The 17,103-nt window shown below is 70.5% G+C and carries 11 protein-coding genes and 1 tRNA gene; 1 reads left to right on the forward strand and 11 read right to left on the reverse strand.

All coding sequences use genetic code 11. From position 1 onward, the window contains the following. The first annotated feature begins 45 nt into the window (after positions 1-45). The gene (locus WC969_05545) at positions 46-2,535 is read left to right on the forward strand and encodes a M48 family metalloprotease (GenBank protein MFA6029296.1); all 2,490 of its coding nucleotides are present in this window, start codon (positions 46-48) and stop codon (positions 2,533-2,535) included. 278 nt (positions 2,536-2,813) lie between these two features. Here WC969_05545 and WC969_05550 read toward each other — a convergent pair. The 11 genes from WC969_05550 to WC969_05600 all read right to left on the reverse strand — a co-directional run bounded on the left by WC969_05550 (position 2,814) and on the right by WC969_05600 (position 17,054). Beyond that, a tRNA-Gly gene (locus WC969_05550) sits at positions 2,814-2,884 on the reverse strand. A 120-nt stretch (positions 2,885-3,004) separates the two neighbouring features. Next, entirely contained in the window at positions 3,005-4,642 is a 1,638-nt protein-coding gene (locus WC969_05555; GenBank protein MFA6029297.1) for a glucose-6-phosphate isomerase, read from the reverse strand. A 54-nt stretch (positions 4,643-4,696) separates the two neighbouring features. After that, entirely contained in the window at positions 4,697-5,335 is a 639-nt protein-coding gene (folE, locus tag WC969_05560; protein ID MFA6029298.1) for a GTP cyclohydrolase I FolE, read from the reverse strand. Further along, positions 5,332-6,789: a leucyl aminopeptidase gene (locus tag WC969_05565; GenBank protein ID MFA6029299.1), complete on the reverse strand. Its 1,458-nt coding sequence runs from the start codon at positions 6,787-6,789 to the stop codon at positions 5,332-5,334. The genes folE and WC969_05565 overlap by 4 nt, the downstream gene beginning before the upstream one ends. Next, the gene (locus WC969_05570; GenBank protein ID MFA6029300.1) at positions 6,786-7,460 is read right to left on the reverse strand and encodes an aquaporin; all 675 of its coding nucleotides are present in this window, start codon (positions 7,458-7,460) and stop codon (positions 6,786-6,788) included. Before WC969_05570 ends, WC969_05565 begins: the two co-directional genes overlap by 4 nt. After that, complete coding sequence (locus WC969_05575) at positions 7,460-7,945, reverse strand: redoxin domain-containing protein (GenBank protein ID MFA6029301.1); 486 nt, start codon at positions 7,943-7,945, stop codon at positions 7,460-7,462. The genes WC969_05570 and WC969_05575 overlap by 1 nt, the downstream gene beginning before the upstream one ends. Then, complete coding sequence (locus WC969_05580; protein ID MFA6029302.1) at positions 7,942-9,039, reverse strand: Mrp/NBP35 family ATP-binding protein; 1,098 nt, start codon at positions 9,037-9,039, stop codon at positions 7,942-7,944. Before WC969_05580 ends, WC969_05575 begins: the two co-directional genes overlap by 4 nt. Before the next feature lie 108 nt (positions 9,040-9,147). Then, a complete protein-coding gene (locus WC969_05585; GenBank protein MFA6029303.1) occupies positions 9,148-10,122 on the reverse strand; it encodes a PorV/PorQ family protein in 975 nt (324 codons plus the stop codon). Next, the gene (locus WC969_05590; protein MFA6029304.1) at positions 10,119-13,832 is read right to left on the reverse strand and encodes a LamG-like jellyroll fold domain-containing protein; all 3,714 of its coding nucleotides are present in this window, start codon (positions 13,830-13,832) and stop codon (positions 10,119-10,121) included. Before WC969_05590 ends, WC969_05585 begins: the two co-directional genes overlap by 4 nt. A gap of 40 nt (positions 13,833-13,872) precedes the next feature. Then, a complete protein-coding gene (locus WC969_05595; GenBank protein ID MFA6029305.1) occupies positions 13,873-15,423 on the reverse strand; it encodes an HD domain-containing protein in 1,551 nt (516 codons plus the stop codon). Beyond that, a complete protein-coding gene (locus WC969_05600; GenBank protein ID MFA6029306.1) occupies positions 15,420-17,054 on the reverse strand; it encodes an AMP-binding protein in 1,635 nt (544 codons plus the stop codon). The genes WC969_05595 and WC969_05600 overlap by 4 nt, the downstream gene beginning before the upstream one ends. Positions 17,055-17,103: the final 49 nt, after the last annotated feature.

The following is a 17,103-nucleotide window of genomic DNA, read 5'->3' on the forward strand; positions in this document are numbered from 1 at the left end:
GATAAGGCACGCGAGATGACTCTTCGACGGCGATTCCAGGCATCGATGGCCCTCATCCTGTTCCTGGACGTGCCGGGGACCGGTTTCTATTCCGTTTGGGCGCAGTCGATCCCCCGACAGGTCCCGACGCAAGGCCTCGTCGCTCCCCTCCAGGTCGTCCCTTCCGTTTCTGCGAGTGCGGATATCGGCGGTGGAGCGGGGCTCTCCCTCGGGGTCTCCCACCAGGCTCCGCTCGTGCCGGTCCGCTTCGACGTCCTGCCGAAGCTCGATATCCAGCCTCGGGCCATGCCGCCCGCCGCGAGCGCAGGCGTTCCCATCGGGCTCCTCGGGGCGGAGGCAACGCGAATCCCGCTCGCGGACGGAGCTCTTCCGATTTTTGCGGCGTGGAGCCGGCTTGCAGCGCGCAAGGAGAGCCCGCAGGACGGGGCGTTCCCCGTGCGGACGAAGTTCTCGGACGGAACGACCCCGACGCGAACAGGGGTGCGCCGGCTCGCCGGCGTTCTGCCTTCGGCGTTCTCGTTTCAGCAGGCTCTGAGCGCGCTTGCGGCATGGGGTTCGCCCTCTGAGGCCTCCCCCGCGGCGGCGGCCTATGCGATGCCGCTCGTCGTCTCGCGGCGGTCGACGACGCGGTCGGACGACGCTCCGGCGGATGCGACGGTCCTGAGTCGACGTGCTCTTCCCATACCCCCGGAGCCGGCTCGCGCGCGAGCGGAGGTCCTGGATGCCGCCTATCGCTCTCGCCATCGGGAGGCCGCGGTCAAAACCGCCCTGGGGTACGCCGGTCTCTCGCTGCTGACCGCGATGAGCGCGTATCTTTTTCACATCGCCGCGTGTTCGATCGCTCCGGGATATCTCCTTGCCTGCTTCCTCGGGCTCATGGTCCTGATGTTTGCACCTGGGGGCGGGACGGACAACTCCTTCACGGAGATGGACGAGCCGAGCAGAGCCGAACTCGAGCCTTTGGTCGGGGCTCTCGCTGCTCGGGCGTCCGTGGCGGTTCCGCGGCTGCTGCGTTCGGACTCCGAGGGGCCGAATGCCATGGTCGTGGGCGTGCCCCTCCCCTTCACGCGGGCGAGGACGCGTATGGCCTTCACCCGGAGCATTCTGCGGGCGGTCTCTCCCGACGGGTTGGGGGCGGTCGTCGGGCACGAGCTCACGCATCTGCGCAACGGCGACATGCCTCGGCAGATCTTGTCCTCCCTCATCGTGGTCGCGGGGACGGTCCTGTCCTACGCCGCGCTCTCCGCTCCGGCGTCCTGGGTCACCGCCGCGGCGTTCTGCGGACTCGTTGCCGCGGCGTTCATCCACGCGGCGATCCTGCGGGAAAGCGAGAGCCTGGCGGATTTCGGTTCGGCGAGGCTCATGGGCGACGCCGATCCGATGTCCCGGAGCTTGCTGCGGCTCGATATTTGGAATCGCGTCGTGCGCGGGGAGAATGCGGCGCCCGTCAAAGCCTATACGTTCGCCGCGCTCCTCCAGGCGCATCCTCCGGTTCTCGCGCGCGTCGAATCCCTGCGCCGCTTGCAGACGCCCGGGGCTCCGCGACAGTCCGCTGCGCTCGGAGCGCGAGGGGGATGGCGGAGCTCAAGCATCCCTCTGCTGCACCTCCTCCTGGCGCCGGTCCTGGTCGCGGCGGGTGCGGCCGTCGGGGTCTCCGTGGGCGTCAGCATGGCGGCGGCCCTTCTCCTCGAAGGAGTCGCGATGCTCGCCGTCAAGCGATCGACCGCCCGTCGGGGAGGCGACGCATCGGCGCTCGCCCAGGACCGGCTTCAAGCCTACCTGAGCCATCCCGACCTCGTGCTCAGGCGTTGGAGCGCCCAGGCCCTGCGTTCGGCCGCGTTCCGCGCAGAATCCATATCGATCCTTCGCGGATTGCGGCGAGCGCTCCGGGACGCGCTCGGACGTGAGGAGGACGCCGGCGTCCAGGCGGAGCTTCGTTCCGCTGAAAGGCGCGCGCAGGCGCGCGAGCGCGCGGTGCTCAAGAAATCCGCCTCAAAGGAGGCCGGTTTCGAAAAAAGCATGGATTTCCTGAGCCGCATGCGGTCGCTTTCGACGGAAACGGCCGTGCCGCTCGATGAATCCTCCGCGGGCAGGCTCGGAAAGCCTTCGTTGGAATTCTATCGCGTCGATTCCGAGGATCGACGTCCCTATTTCAGCGGTCCATGGCTGATGCGGGGAGAGAGTTCGCATCTGTATGTCTTCTTCTATTCCGACGCGTCCACGGGGAAGATTTTCGTCTCAAAGTCCTTCTGGCGGGAACTCTCCCCCCGAGAGCGCATCGGCCTGCTCGTCCGCGAGCGGATGATGCTCGACGCCCGCAAGAAGTTCGTCGCGGAGGGCGGGATCTGGACGACGGAGAATCCCGACACGGTCTCCATTTTGAAGGGGATCGACGCCGAAGCTCGTTCCTACGGCTTCGACGCTGCGCGCCTTGCGAAGATCGGGGCGCGCCTGACCGACGAGACTCACGCGGAGGAGAAACGCGTCGCGAAAGAGCGCCGCGAGGAAGAAAAGCGTCGGGGACGCCGCGGCTGAGCGAAGGGAATCGAACTATGAGGGCTCCGTCTTCCGCAAAGAAAGGCGCCTGTATGCCGCGCTACGCGGCTGCGCCCCGCGTCCATCCCTCGTCGTCGTGAATCGCTGTCAGCGGAATCCATCGGTTCGGCGGGTGACGCTCGGGAAGGCGGTCCGCCGACGAGGAGCGCAATGTCCGTTGCTGTCTGAGCACCGCAGTCGGCGGAAGGGGCCCGGGCGGCAGGCCCTGCCGAACCATGAGGGTGTCCTTTTGTTGTGGAAAAGAACGATCGGCTGAAAGCGGGCGAAGGGAATCGAACCCTCGTCTAGAGCTTGGGAAGCTCCCGTTCTACCATTGAACCACGCCCGCTTACAGCCGACCGGAAGAACGCCTCAAGTATAACAAACTCCCCGCAGCCCTTTCATCGGCAAATCCATCGCCTGCAATAGCTCGTTTAGACGGACGAAAATCCGGACGTAGTCCGGATTTTCAGGCTTTCGCGGTGCGCGCGGCCTTCACGGCCTTCGTCAGCCGCTCGAGCCCCTTCTTCGGGTCGCCGACGAGGCGCACGAGCAGCGCACGGCGCTTCGCCCCTTCGAGCGCCTGGAAGTCCCCGATGGCCTGCGCGTTGACGAGGTCCGCGAAGCCGTAGGGCTGATTCGGGATCGCGGCGTCCTGCGCCCCCTCGCGCAGGATGAGGAGGAAGAGCCCCTTGTCCGGCCCGCCCTTGTGCAGCTGTCCCGTCGAGTGCAGGTAGCGCGGACCGTAGCCCGTCTGCAGCGCGTTCATCGAGCCCGCGCGCAGCGCCTCGGCGAGCTTGGCGACGGCGGCGTCGTACTCTCCGAGCGTCGAGAGGAAGGGCAGCAGGCAGAGGTAGTCGCCCGGCTTCGCGAGGCCCAGGAAGCCCGCGAGCGCGGCCTCCGGGGTGTCCCCCCCCGCCTTCGCGGCGGCCTTCGAGAGAGTGAGCTTCATCCCCGCGTCGGCGACGTGCTGCTCGGTCGCGGGGAGCGCGCCGGTCTTCGCGCGGTGCTCCAGCACCGTCTTCGTCCGGTCCTTCGCCGACTGCACGTCGGGCTGGTCGAAGGGGTCGATGGCGAGCGCGTGCCCGAGCGCCGCGGTGGCGAACTCCCAGCGGAAGAACTCGGCGCCGAGCTCGAGGAGGTCGTCCATCTCGAGGACGAGGACGGGATGGCCTTCCTTGCGCGCCTTCGCCGCGAGCCTCTCGTGCTCCGCGTCCTTCTCGCCCTTGAGCTTCACGACGACGAAGACGCGGTCCTCTCCCCAGGCGCCCGCGGGTTCTCCCGCGACGGGGACGACGCCCTGCCCTTCCTTGCCGGTGCTCTCGGCGACGAGCTGTTCGAGCCAGAGGCCGAGGCTCTCCACCTCGCGGGGCAGCAGGAGCGTGAGCTTGTCGCGGCCCGCCTTCGCGTGCGCGCCGAGTTCGAGCCCCAGCAGGAGGCCCGGGTTCCCCGCGCCGTCGAGGGCGCAGTCTTTCGCCATCTTCCCCGCGCGCTCGAGGAGCGCGCGCACGTCGACGCCGATGAGCGCGGCCGGCACGAGGCCGAAGTAGGAGAGCGCCGAGAAGCGTCCGCCGATGTCCGGGAAGTTCTGGAAGACCTTTCGGAAGCCCCGCTCCTTCGCCTGGCCCTCGAGGAAGGAGCCGGGGTCGGTGATCGCGACGAAGTGGGCGCCCGCCTTCGCGCCGAGGGCGGATTGCGCGCGTCCCCAGAAGTAGTCGAAGAGGCGCAGAGGCTCGGTGGTGGTGCCCGACTTGCTCGCCACGATGTAGAGCGTATGTTCCGGCGGGCACGCACGGTCCGCGCCGGCGACCGCCTCCGGGTCGGTGCTGTCGAGGACGAGGAGCTCGGGGAAGCCGGCCTTCGCGCCGAAGACCCGGCGGAACACCTCGGGCGCGAGGCTCGAGCCGCCCATGCCGAGGAGGAGCGCCTTCGTGAAGCCGGCGCCGCGCGCGTCGGCGGCGAAGGCCTCGAGCTCGTCGGCGCGGCCGCGCATCGTCTCCGGCATGCCGAGCCAGCCCAGGGAGTTGAGGATGAGCTTGCGGTGCGCGGCATCGTCCTTCCAGAGCGCGGCGTCCTTGGCCCAGATGCGGGCGGCGAGTCCTTTCATGTCTCTCCTCTCGATCCTCGGAGTCTTTGAGTCTTGCCCCGCGGGGGAGCCCGTTCAGCTCCCCCGCGCGAGCGCGAGGAACTCCTCGCGGGTGCGCGGGTCCTTCTGGAAGGCGCCTAGCATCGCGCTCGTCACGGTCGGCGAGAGCTGGCTGCGCACCCCCCGCATCTCCATGCAGAGGTGGCGCGCTTCGATGATGACGCCCACTCCCTGGGGGGCGAGCGCGTTCATCAGCGTGTCGGCGATCTGGCGGGTCATGCGCTCCTGCACCTGCAGGCGCTTGGCGAAGACCCCGATGAGGCGCGGGATCTTCGAGAGGCCGAGGACCTTCTTCGTCGGGATGTAGGCGACGTGCACCTTGCCGAAGAAGGGCAGCAGGTGATGCTCGCAGAGCGAATAGAACTGGACGTCCTTGACCACGACCATCTCGTCGTACTCGACGTCGAAGAGGGCTTCGTTGATGATCTCGTCGACGTCGGCGCGGTAGCCGGCGGTCAGCTCCGCGAAGGAGCGCGCGAAGCGCTCCGGCGTGCGGAGCAGCCCGTCGCGCGCGGGGTCCTCGCCGATCGCCGTCAGGATCGCGCGGACGTGTTCGGCGACGCCCGGGACCCCGCCGTTGTGGCGGCAGTATTCGGCGCCGCACTCGTCCCAGCGGCGGGTCTCCCCCTTCCGCGCGCCGTTCCTGGTCTTCATCGCAGCCCCAGCAGCCACTCGGCGCTCGCGCGCACGAGCGCGCCCGTCCCGCCGGCCGGGCCGAGGTCGTTGCCGCCGTCGGTCCAGGCGGTGCCGGCGAAGTCGAAGTGCGCCCACGGGGTCTTCGGCGGGACGAACTCCTGAAGGAAGAGCCCTCCGATGATGCTCCCCGCCTCTCCGCGGGCCTTGCCGATGTTCTGCAGGTCGGCGAAGCGGCCCTTGATGTTCTCCTTGTATCCTTCGAAGAGCGGGAGCTCCCAGACCGGCTCGCCGCAGGACTTCGCGGCGGAGATGAAGCGCGCGAGGAGCGCGCGGTCGTTGGACATGGCGCCCGTGACCCCGCCGCCCAGGGCCGTCACGACGGCCCCGGTGAGCGTCGCGAAGTCGAGCAGCGCGTGCGGCTCCAGAAGGCCGGCGTAGCAGAGCGCGTCGGCGAGGATGAGCCGCCCCTCGGCGTCGGTGTTCAGGACCTCGATCGTCTTGCCGTTCATCGCCCGCAGGACGTCTCCCGGCTTGACGGCGTCCCCGTCGGGGAGGTTGTAGGCGAGCGGGGCGATGCCGTGCACCTCGGCCTTGACCTTCAGGCGCGCGAGGACCTTGAAGAGGCCGAGCACGGTGGCGGCGCCGGCCATGTCGCACTTCATCGTCTCCATGCTCTGCGCCGGCTTGAGGGAGAGCCCGCCCGAGTCGAAGAGGACGCCCTTGCCGACGAGGGCGACGCGCGTCTTCGCCTTGCCCGAGGGCTTGTAGACGAGGTGGAGCAGCAGCGGCGGCTGCGCCGCTCCTCGCCCGACGCCGAGCAGCGCGCCCATGCCGAGCTTCTCGCAGTCGGCCTTCGTCAGGACCTTCACGCTCACGCCGCCGCCGGCGAGCGCCTTCGCGCGGGCCGCGACGGATTCGGGTGTCTTGTCGGAAGGCGCCTCGTTGACGAGGTCGCGGGTGAAGTGCACGGCCTCGGCGAGGAGGAGGGCCTTCTCGACGGCCGCCTCCGCCTTGCGCCGTTCGGAGGGCGCCGCGACGAGCACGCGCACGCCGGCGAGCTTGTCGGGGGTTTCGGGCTTCTTGTACTTCGTGAACGCGTAGGAGGAGAGCAGGAGCCCCTCGAGTTCCGGCCCGGCCGGGCGCGGGGAAAGCATCCCGAGGACCTCGTGGCGCGCGCGGGCGGCCTTCCAGAGCGCCGCGCCGGCCTTGCGCAGGGCCTCGCGGTCGGCGGAGGCCTTCGCTCCGAGGCCGACGAGGACGAAGCGGCGCTCGCGCGTCCCGTCGGAGGCCGGGAACGCGGCGGTCTCCCCCGCCTTGCCGGAGAAGCCTTCCTCGCGGGCCCGCTCGAAGAGGGCCTTGCGCGTCGCGGCGGAGACCCCCGGCGCGGCGATACCGTCTTCATAGGCGAAGAGGGCGAGGGGCTCCGTACCGGCGTGGAACTCCTTGAGCGTCGTGACGGTGATGCCGATCATGTCTTTCTCCTGAGCACCCATTGCGAGAAGGCGATGCCGACGAAGGCGCCGGCCAGCGGTCCCGCCCAGTAGACGTAGTGGAGCGTCCAGTATCCGGTCGCGGTCGCCGGGCCGAAGGCGCGCGCCGGGTTCATGAGGGCTCCGGTCCATCCGCCGGCCATGAGCGCGGCCGACGCGCAGAAGGCTCCGACGGCGAGCGCGGCGCCGGCGCCGCCCTCCTCCGCCGCCCGGCGCGAGAGCACCGCGAGGAAGAAGGCCAGCACGGCCTCCACGAGCGTCGCGGCCCGGTAGCCGAGCGCGGGCGCTCCCGCCCCGAGGAACGGCGCCGTCGAGAGCAGGTCGGGCGCGGCCCGGCCCACGACGGCGGCGAGGAAGGTCCCCGCCAGCGCCGCCGCGAGCAGCTGCGAGACGAGGCAGAGCAGGGCCCGCGTCGGCGGCAGAGACTTGGTCAGCGCGAGCGCGACGGTGCAGGCGGGGTTCAGCAGACCGGCGGAGCCGCGACCGAAGGCTGCGAAGGCCGCGGCGGCGGCCGCGCCCTGGGCGAGCGCGACGCCGACGGGGCCGAGCCGGCCGCCCGACATCGCGTCGGCGCAGACCGCCCCCGCCCCGAGGGAGACCCAGAGGAAGGTCCCGACGAACTCCGTCAGCAGCGCGCGCAGCGTGCCGGCCATCAGGCCAGCGTCTTGAGGAAGCGCTCCACCTCGGAGTAGTCGCGTTCCTTGGTGATGTCCGCGTTGACCTTCACGAACGCGACCTTGCCGTCCTTCCCGAGGATCACGGTGGCGCGCTGGCCGATGTTCGCCGGCGCGAAGTACATCCCGTAGGCCTTGAGGACCGAGCGGTGCATGTCCGAGAGGAGGCGGTGCTTGAGCTTGAGCTGCTCGGCCCAGGCCTTGTGCGACCAGACCGAGTCCACCGAGATCGCGGCGACCTCGCCGTACTTGCCGAAGCGCGAGAGGTCCTGCGAGAAGCAGACGTTCTCGTTGGTGCAGGTCGGGCTCCAGTCGAGCGGGTAGAAGAAGAGGATGACGGGCTTCTTCCCGAGATGGTCGGCGAGGCGGAAGTCCTGGTCGTTCTGGTCCTTGAGGGTGAAGTCCGGAGCGGGCGTCCCGACGGCGATGGGGGTCGTCTCCTTCGAGGCGGCGGTGACGGTCATGGTTTTCCTCCCGATGCGGCTGCCGGCGCGGCTTCGCGCGCTCGGCGGTTGTGGTTCTGCAGGCTGACCTGCGCGGCGACCTGCCGCGCGAGGGAACGGAAAGCGGCGGCGGCGGCGCTCTCCGGATGCGAGAGCACGACGGGGACTCCCCTCTCCCCGCCTTCGCACACGAGGGGGTCCAGCGGGATGCTCCCGAGGTCGGGGATGCGGAAGTCCTCGGAGAGGCCCTTCCCTCCGCCCGCGCCGAAGAGGCGGGACGCCTTCCCGCAGTGCGGGCAGGCGAAGACGCTCATGTTCTCGACGACGCCGAGGACGGGCACCTCGAGCTTGCGGAACATCGCGACCGCCTTGCGCACGTCCGAGACCGCGATCGACTGCGGGGTCGTTACGACGAGGGCGCCGACGATGGGGGCGGACTGGCAGAGCGAGAGCTGGACGTCGCCGGTGCCGGGAGGGAGGTCCACGAGAAGGTAGTCGAGCTCGCCCCAGAGGACCTCGGCGAGGAACTGCCGGACGGCCCCGTGGAGCATCGGGCCGCGCCAGATGACCGGGGTGTCGTCGTCCATGAGGAAGCCCATGGACATGAGCCGGACCCCGTGGTTCTCGAGGGGAAGGATGCGGTTCTCGGCGTCGACCTTCGGCCGGCGTCCCCCCAGTCCGAGCATCTGCGGCTGGTTCGGGCCGTAGACGTCGGCGTCGAGCAGGCCGACGCGGGCGCCCTCGCGGGCCAGCGCGGCCGCGAGGTTGACGCTGACGCTGGACTTCCCCACCCCGCCCTTGCCGCTGCCCACGGCCACGACGTTGCGCACGCCGGGCGGCAGGACCGACTCGAGCCGGGCGTCCTTCTGGACCTCGGCGTCCATGCGGACGCGCACCTCGCGCACGCCGGGAACGCGCAGCACCGCGGCGCGCGCCTCCTCCTCCATGCGGCCCTTGAGCGGGCAGGCGGGGGTCGTGAGAACGAGGTCGAAGGAGACGGTCCCCTCCTCGATGCGGACGGCGCGGATCATCCCGAGGGAGACGAGGTCTCGTCCGAGTTCGGGGTCCTTGCAGGTCCTCAGCGCGTCGAGGACGTCTTTCTCGGTGGGCTTCATCGGAGCTCTCGCGCCATCCTACAAAATGGAGAGCGCAAGGGGAGCCTACCAATCCTGACTTAAATAGTCAAGTAGTCCGTCCTCGCCGCGCGCGGCGAGGCGGGCGGCTCAGAAGCGGTAGGTGAAAGCGAAGCGGTGGGCCTGGCCGAGCACGCCGTAGGGGGCCCAGGCGTAGTCGAAGCCCCCCCCGGCCAGGCGGGCGCCGAAGCCGAAGGAGAAGCCGGTGATGCCGTCGAGGTCCGACATCATCGTGCGGCCCGACCAGCCGGCGCGCACGAAGGCCGTGGCGTCGGTGAAGGGCCAGGAGGTCTCGCTGCCCACGTTCGCGTAAGGGCGGCCGTCGCTCGGACCGACGGCGTCCACGGCGAGCAGCCAGTTGCGCATGAGCCGCAGGGACTGGCCGAAGCGGAGCACGGTCGGCAGCTGCTCGGTCTTCTCGCGATAGCGCAGGCGCCCTCCGAAGTTGCTTCCCGAGAAGGCGGCGACGTAGGGCCACTGGTCGCCGAGCAGGGTGTGCCAGCGCAGGCCGGCGTCGGCGGCGCCCGAGCGCGCGGAGCGCGTGATCCGGGAGTCGATGAACTTGATCGCGATGCCGGCGTCGAGGTGTTCGCTCAGGGACGCTCCCCAGCCGGCCATGACCGCCAGGTCGTAGGGTTTGACCGACCCGCCGGTCGCGGTGCCCGAGTTGTCCATCTCCGGGATGTCTCCGGCGCTGAGGTAGAGCGCTCCGAGGGCGAGCGTCCCCAGCCCGCTGGGCCGGAACTCGCGCCGGCGCGGGGCGGCGGCGGGACTCAGCGGACAGGCGAAGACGGCCAGGTCCGCGTAGAGGGACTGATAGAGGAAGGCGTGCGAGAGCAGGACCTCGCGCTTCTCGAGCGCGGCCAGTCCGGCCGGGTTCCAGTAGAGGGCCGAGGCGTCCTCCGCCGCCGCGCCGACGGCCTCTCCCATGCCCGCCGAGCGCGCGTCCGCGCCGAGCTTGAGGAACTGCCCCGTCGCCGTGCCCGCCGAGCTCGAATCGAAGGCGGCCCGCGCCTCCGGGACCGGGGCGAGCGCGAGGAGGACGGCGAGGAGGAGGACTCTCATCGTTCGATGACGAGCTTGAGGACGGTCGACGACCCGCCTTGCGAGGACTTCACGTAGGCGAAGTAGACGCCGCTGGCGCACTCGCGGCCCGCTCGGTTGCGTCCGTCCCACACCACGGTGCCCACGTTCGCGGCGGAGAAGGGGACGTCGGCCACGAACTCGGCGGCGAGATTGAAGATCTTGATGGCTCCCTCGGTGGGGAGGTTGTCGAAGATGATGCCGCTCTTGCCGAGGAAGGAGGCCGAGTCGAAGCGGCCGGCGCTGCCCGGCTGCCAGGGGATGGGGTAGACGCGGACCTGGTCCGTGTTCGGGCGGATGCCGCTGGGGCCGAAGACCGCGAAGACGGAGAAGTGGGGGGTCTGCCCGAGGACGCGTCTGTTGGCGAGGTCCACCGAGGTGGGCAGCGCGGTCCAGCGCACGACCGTCTCATCGAGCGTGTACATCCTCAGACCGGCGGCCGGGATGGGCGGGATCGTGTTGTCGATGAGGCCGTTCCCGTCGTCGTCCGTATAGGGGAGGGAGACGGTGACGGTCGACGCGAAGTTCCCGGTGAGCGGGAGCCCCCCCACGCTCGCGACCAGTTCGACGAGCGTCCCGGGGATGAGCGCCTGCCCGGTCGGCGGGGCGGAGAGGGCCGAGAGCACGGTCGCCGCGGAGGCCTGGATGGGCGCCGCGGACGGGTCGGCGGAGGCGTAGATGTCCGCGGGACCGCCGAAGGTGTCGGGCGGGATGATGAGATGCGTCGAGGCGTTGGGCCAGGGAAGGGAGAGTTCCGAGGACCTGCTCGCAGTCCATGAGGCGGCGACTTCCGACGCGGTCATGGCGCGTCCGGCGAGATTGACCTCGTCGATGAGGCCGTTGAAGGGGCTGTCGTAACCGGCGGCGAGCGGCTGGCGGGCGCCGATCGAGACGAGGTGGGCGTCGTTGTAGCGCGCCGCGGGGATTCCGACGCTGTTGACGGCGGAGAGGGTGCCGTCGACGTAGATGCGCAGCGTGCGCGCCGCCGCGTCGTAGACGCCGGCCAGGTGCGTCCACTGTCCGACCCGGATGGACTGCGTCGAGCTGACCTGATAGAGCCCGAGTCCGGCGTCGCGCAGGAAGAAGCGCCACTTCCCGGCGGTGATGACGAGCGCGAAGGACTCCTTCGTCCCCTCTCCTTTGGCGACGAGGCCGGCGTCGGCGACCTGATTGACGTTCTCGGGGTTCACCCATGCCTGCACCGTCAGCGAGCCGGTCCCGGCCAGGTTCGCCGCGTGCGGCACGCGGCAGTAGGTGTTGGGGATCCCGCTGAAGCGGACGGCCTTCCCGAGCCCGGTCTGCCCCGTCGTGTAGGTCGGCGTCGAACAGGCGACGAAGGTGCAGGTCAGCTGCCCGTCGTTGGCCAGGCCCGAGGCGTCGACCGCCTTCGTGCCTCCGCCCTCGTCGAAGTGCCAGGTCCCTAGGGCTCCGGCGATGGGGGCGTAGGGCGTCTGGGGCGTCGACGCGGAGGAGACGATGATCGAGGCGGCGGTCTGCTGGGTGACGACCGCCGTCGGCGCCGTCGCCACGCCGTTGCCGTTGACGGCGCGGGCGCGCAGGGCGTAGTTGGTCGCGGGGAGCAGGCCGCTGAGGGTCAGGTTGGTCGCCGACACCGAGTAGGTGGAGACGCGGCCGGAGAAGCCCGCATCGGTCGTCAGGAAGACCTCGTAGAGGGTCGCGGCGGGCGGGTTCCCGCTGCCGGACCAACTCACGGAGATCGTGTTGGAGGTGACCGCCGTGATGCTCAGCGGGCCCGGCGCGGCGGCCAGCGTGTAGATGCGCGCCTCGGCGCCGTCCGGCCCGACGCCGGAGGCGTTGCGCACCCGCAGGGTCGCGCCGTACTCCGTGTTCTGCGAGAGGCCTCCCTGGTCGAAGAGCGTCCCGGCGGTCGTGGTGAGGGTCCCCAATCCGGTCCCGACCAGCGTGTAGTCGAGCGCGCTCGGGGAGGCGGTCCAGCTCCAGCGGATGGAGGTGAGCCCCTGCGCCAGGCCGACGAGACCGTTCTGGATCCCGAAGGTCGGGACCGTCGTGCTCGCGAAGGCGGTGAAGACCTCCCCGAGGGTGTTCCCGTCGGAGGCGTTTCCGTTGAAGGCGCGCACGCGCAGGTAGTACGTCGTCTGCGGGGAGAGGGAGACCACGGCCTTCGAGAGCCCGGTGTAGTTGGCCGTCGTCGGGACCGGGCTCGAACGGAGGGTGGCGAAGTTGTTGAGCGAGTCGCTGAGCTCCCAGCGCGTGTAGCCGGGGTTGCCGTTGTCCCCCCACGTGACGACGAGGCTGCCGGTCGAGACGAAGGACGCCCCGAAGGCCGCCGGCGGGTTGGCCCAGGTGTAGACGCTCGTCGGCGCGGAGAGGGAGCTCTCCCCGTACATCGTGACCGCGCTGATGCGCCGGCAGTTCAGCGAGTTCGGCCCGTAGCCGGCCTCCGGGTAGCTGAGGCCTCCGAGGCCCGAGGCGATGGGAACGCCGCTCAGGCACGAGTAGAATCGGTAGGTCCCTCCCGTGCAGAGACCCGGAGAGGCGGACCAGTTCCAGGTGATGCCGGTCGCGGAGGTCGGCGTCCCCGAGAAGCCCCCCGGCTGCGAGGGCGGCGCCGTCTGCACGTTGATGACGCGGTCCTGCTGGATGGTGTTCCCCGAGCGGTCCTGGAAGGTGAAGCGGATGTAGTTGTTCCCGGAGCGCAGGGGCACCGCCGCGGCGGTATAGGTGTGCTTCGCGACCGAGCCGTTGGAGCCGGCGGGCGAGTAGTCTCCGCCCGCGATATAGCGCGTCGTGAAGGGACCGTTCGAGCTCGTGGAGGAGTACTTGAACTGCCCGGCATAGTAGTCGTTGGCGACGCCCTCGGCCCCGAGCGCGGCGGTGAGGACGCGTACCTCGTCGATATATCCGTAGAAGGTGTATCCCCCGCCCGTCGGGCGGTGGCCCACGTAGAGGTCCCCGTCCACCCGCAGCGGCAGCATCTCCGGGATGACGGTCTCCCCCACCTTCACGTCGTTGACGTAGACGCGCAGGATCTTGTTCATGCCCGAGTTGCCGAGGGTCATGGTGACGAGGTTCCAGGCGTTCTGCGTCATGACCGCGTAGCTCGTCGAGGAGAGGTGGTTCACGCCGTCGCTGCTGATGGCGTTGGCGTAGATGTTCCCGGCGGTGCCGACGCTGTGCCAGAGGAGGACGCCGACGTTCGTGCCGTCGTTGAACTCGAGGATGGGGCGCTGGGTGAGATCCTGCGGGTAGACCCACGCCTGGAGCGTGAGTTGGTCGGTGGCGCTGGCCAGCGTCGCGGACCGGAGGGCGCGCACGTACTCGGGATTCACGTTGGGCCAGGCGCCCGCCTGGGAGAAGTTCGCCTGCGAGGCGACGTAGGTGACGCCGGCGGTCTTCTCGGTGCTCTGCGGGGCGCTCCGGTCGTCGGCGATGCTGTTGTCGAAGTGCATCATCAGGACGGTGGGCGTCAGCGCGGAGGCGCCGGCCAGGTGCGGCTGGGCGCCCACGCGCAGGCCCCCTCCCGTGTCCTGGACGTCGATCTGGAAGCTCGGCGTCCCCGTCGAGGTGAGGCTGGACAGGGAGTAGGTCCCGTTGCAGCTCGTGAGCTGGAAGTTGGAGAGGGCCGGGAGCGCGTCGTCGGCGGCGGCGGCGGGAGCGGCGGCGGCGAGCCGCAGCAGCGCGAGCAGGAGCGCGGGCAGGAAACTCCTCACGACCCGAGTATAGCAGGCGGGACGGGGGTGCGGGTTACGGCTATGTTAACTTCTTAGAGACGTCTTTGGCGGGAGGGAGGCGGCGCAGGAACGCCAGCGCGTCCTCGCGCGTGCGCACGCGTCCCTCGGCCTGGGCTTCCTCGAGCAGGGCGAGGGCTTCGCCGACCCGAGGACTCGGCGGGATGCCCAGTGTCTTCATGACCTCCTTGCCGTCGAGGAGACGCTCGGGCCGCGCGGTCGCGGGCGCGAGGAACCAGCGGCTCATCAGCCAGGAGACGAGCTGGAGGTGGCGCAGGGTCTTGGCGGTGTCGGCGTCGAGGGCGCGCGGCGGGCGGAAGCCGTGCGGGTCCTCCGCCGCCCAGCGCAGGACGCGGCGCAGGGCCGCGGGCGGGAGGTAGCTGGCGTGGTCGGCCCAGCAGAGCAGGAGCTGCGGCACCCCGAGCGGCCCGAGGTCGCGGAAGAAGCGGTAGACCGCCTTGTCGCTGACGACGTCCGCCGCGGCCAGGTTGCCGGGGCGCAGATGGTGCTCGGCGAGCAGGGCGGCGACGCGGACCTCTTCGCGCGAGCAGCGCAGGCGGCGCAGGATCTCGGCGGCCATCCGTCCGCCGAGCAGGTCGTGTCCGAAGAAGCGGAGGCGGCCGTCGATGCGGCGGGCGGTCGCGGGCTTGGCGACGTCGTGGAGCAGCGCGGCGAGCTTGAGGAAGGCCGGGTCCCCCGCGGGTGCGCCGAGCCCTCGGAGATGTTCGCGCACGCGCGCGCCGAGCGCGCCGAAGACGGCCTCGAGGTCGGAGAGGACGAAGTCCATGCGCGCGACCACTTCGAGGGCGTGCTTGAGGACGCCGCCGGCCCCGTAGTAGACCTTCGCGCAGGTCCGGGAGGATTCGAGCTCGGGCAGCAGCGCCGTGAGGAGGCGGACCTCGTCCATGGCCTTGAGCCAGGGAGCGCTGTCGGGGACCGCGAGCAGGGTCAGCAGCTCCGCGCGCGCGCGTTCGGACGCCGAGCGCCGCAGGAGCCCCCGCTCACGGCGGACGGCCGAGAGAGTCGCCGGCTCGACGCGGAGGCCGCACTGCGCCGCGATGCGGAAGACGCGGAGCATGCGCAGCGGGTCGTCGCGGAAGACCTTCGTCGTCGTCCGGCGCAGGCGCCGCCGTCGGAGGTCGGCGAGGCCGCCGTGCGGGTCGAGGAGCGGGGCTCCGGCCGCGAGCGGGAGCTCGAGCGCAAGGGCGTTGAGGGTGAAGTCGCGCCGCCCGAGGTCCGAGAGGATGTCCTTCCCTTGGAGTTCGGCGACGTCGACGTGGGGGCCTCCGCCCCGCGGGACGACGCGGTAGACGCCGTTCTCGGCGTCCAGGACCACGCAGGAGGCTTTCGTCTGCCGCGCCAGGCGCTGCGCGAGGAGGTGCGCTCCGACGGCGGCCGCGTCGAGGTCGAGGACCGGGCGTCCGAGGAGGGCGTCGCGCAGTGCCCCTCCGACGAGCCAGACGCCTCTCGCCGGGGCGGCTGCGCGGGAGCACTCCTCGAGCGCGGCGAGCAGGGGGTGCGCGCGCAGGGCCTTCGCGGCCGTCGCGGGGAGACGCGTCGCGCGGGGCTTCACGAGACCCTCCGGTCGAGCTCGCGGCGCCGGAGCTCGCGCTTGAGGACCTTCTGCAGGGAGTTCTTCGGCATCTCGCCGAGAACCTCGATGTCGCGGGGACGCTTGTACGGGTCGAGGCGCTGGCGGCAGTGTTGGAGCAGGTCGGACTTCGTCGCCTTCGACCCCGGCCGGAGCACGACGAAGGCCTTGATCGTCTCGTCGCCCACGTCGTCGGGGATCCCCACGACCGCGGCTTCCTGGACGCCGGGGTGCTCGAGGATCGCCGCCTCGACCTGGGCCGAGAAGACCTTCAGCCCCTTGATGATGATCATGTCTTTGATGCGGTCGCGGATGTGGAGGAAGCCGTCCGCGTCGACGATCCCCACGTCGCCGGTGCGCAGCCAGCCGTCCTCCGAGAGTACGGCGCGGGTGTCCTCCGGGCGGTTCAGATAGCCCTTCATGATGTTGTGGCCGCGGACGCAGATCTCCCCCTCTTCGCCCGGCGGGAGCTCGCAGCCCTGCCCGTCGACGATGCGGAGGCTCACCCCGTCGATGGGCGGGCCCGCGCTGCCGCGGCGGCTGCGGCCGGGCCGGTTGACGCTCACGATCGGGGAGGTCTCGGTGAGTCCGTAGCCCTCGAGGATCTCGTGGCCGACCGCGCGGAGGAAGTCCCGCGAGACGCGCTCGGGCAGCGGGGCCGCTCCGGCGACGCAGAAGCGGACCTTGCGGAACACGTACCAGCGCAGGACCCAGCGCTTGAGGCCGGTCGCCTGCTTGGCCAGCACCGCGTAGAGCTGCGGCACGGCGAAGAAGCAGGTCACCCCGTGGCGCGCCATGCGCATGAGCCAGGGCTTCGGCGGCGTGATCGAGGTGACGACGACGACCTTCGCTCCGATGCGCAGCGGGAGGACGATGCAGGCGGTCCAGGCGAAGGTGTGGAACATCGGGAGGAGGCACAGGAAGACGTCGTTCTCGCTGAGATCGAAGAACAGGATCGAGGAATCGGCGTTGGCGACCATGTTCGCGTGCGTGAGCATCACGCCCTTGGGCTCGCCGGTGGTCCCGGAGGTATAGAGCACCGCGGCGACGTCGTCGGGGGCGGCGGCGTCCTCGGCGTCCTCCCCCGCCCCGCACTTCGGACACTGGGGCGTACGCGCGTCGGCGAGGGCGGCCCAGAAGTCCCGCGTCCCTTCGCAGGGGCCTTCGGTCATCCAGACGGTCTCCAGGGCGGCCAGACCTACGCGCGCGGCGTTCACCTCGCGCAGGAAGGCGCGCTGGGTCACGATGGCGCGGGCGCCGCAGTCGGAGAGCATGTAGCGCAGCTCCGAGGACTTCTGCACCATGAAGTTGATGGGCACGGCCACGGCGCCCAGGCGCAGGAGGCCGAAGTACGCGACGACGAAGCCCAGTCCGTTGCGGTGGAGGATGGCGACCCGGTCGCCGCGGGCGATCCCGCTGGCGCGGAAGGCCTCCGCCGCGCGGAGCACGAGGCAGCGCAGCTCGTCGTAGGCGACCGCGTGCTCGGAGCCGGCGACGTCGCGTTTCCGGCAGCAGGGCGAGACGTGCTCGTGGGCCGGCCCCTCTTCGACGAGCAGCGCGATCCGCGCCGGCCAGCGCAGAGAGGCCTCGTCGAGCAGGGCGTTGAGCGTCATCGGCTCGGGAGGGTTCCTCTGCCGGGAACAGCTCGGGTCTAATCCGGCG

Source organism: Elusimicrobiota bacterium (assembly GCA_041660925.1).
In the GTDB taxonomy this organism is placed as follows: domain Bacteria; phylum Elusimicrobiota; class Elusimicrobia; order UBA1565; family UBA1565; genus JBAZUV01.

Coding starts and splice junctions, on each gene's coding strand:
- WC969_05545 (MFA6029296.1), top strand. CDS start 46: ATGGCCCTCATCCTGTTCCTGGACGTGCCGGGGACCGGTTTCTATTCC.
- WC969_05555 (MFA6029297.1), bottom strand. CDS start 4,642: ATGAAAGGACTCGCCGCCCGCATCTGGGCCAAGGACGCCGCGCTCTGG.
- folE (MFA6029298.1), bottom strand. CDS start 5,335: ATGAAGACCAGGAACGGCGCGCGGAAGGGGGAGACCCGCCGCTGGGAC.
- WC969_05565 (MFA6029299.1), bottom strand. CDS start 6,789: ATGATCGGCATCACCGTCACGACGCTCAAGGAGTTCCACGCCGGTACG.
- WC969_05570 (MFA6029300.1), bottom strand. CDS start 7,460: ATGGCCGGCACGCTGCGCGCGCTGCTGACGGAGTTCGTCGGGACCTTC.
- WC969_05575 (MFA6029301.1), bottom strand. CDS start 7,945: ATGACCGTCACCGCCGCCTCGAAGGAGACGACCCCCATCGCCGTCGGG.
- WC969_05580 (MFA6029302.1), bottom strand. CDS start 9,039: ATGAAGCCCACCGAGAAAGACGTCCTCGACGCGCTGAGGACCTGCAAG.
- WC969_05585 (MFA6029303.1), bottom strand. CDS start 10,122: ATGAGAGTCCTCCTCCTCGCCGTCCTCCTCGCGCTCGCCCCGGTCCCG.
- WC969_05600 (MFA6029306.1), bottom strand. CDS start 17,054: ATGACGCTCAACGCCCTGCTCGACGAGGCCTCTCTGCGCTGGCCGGCG.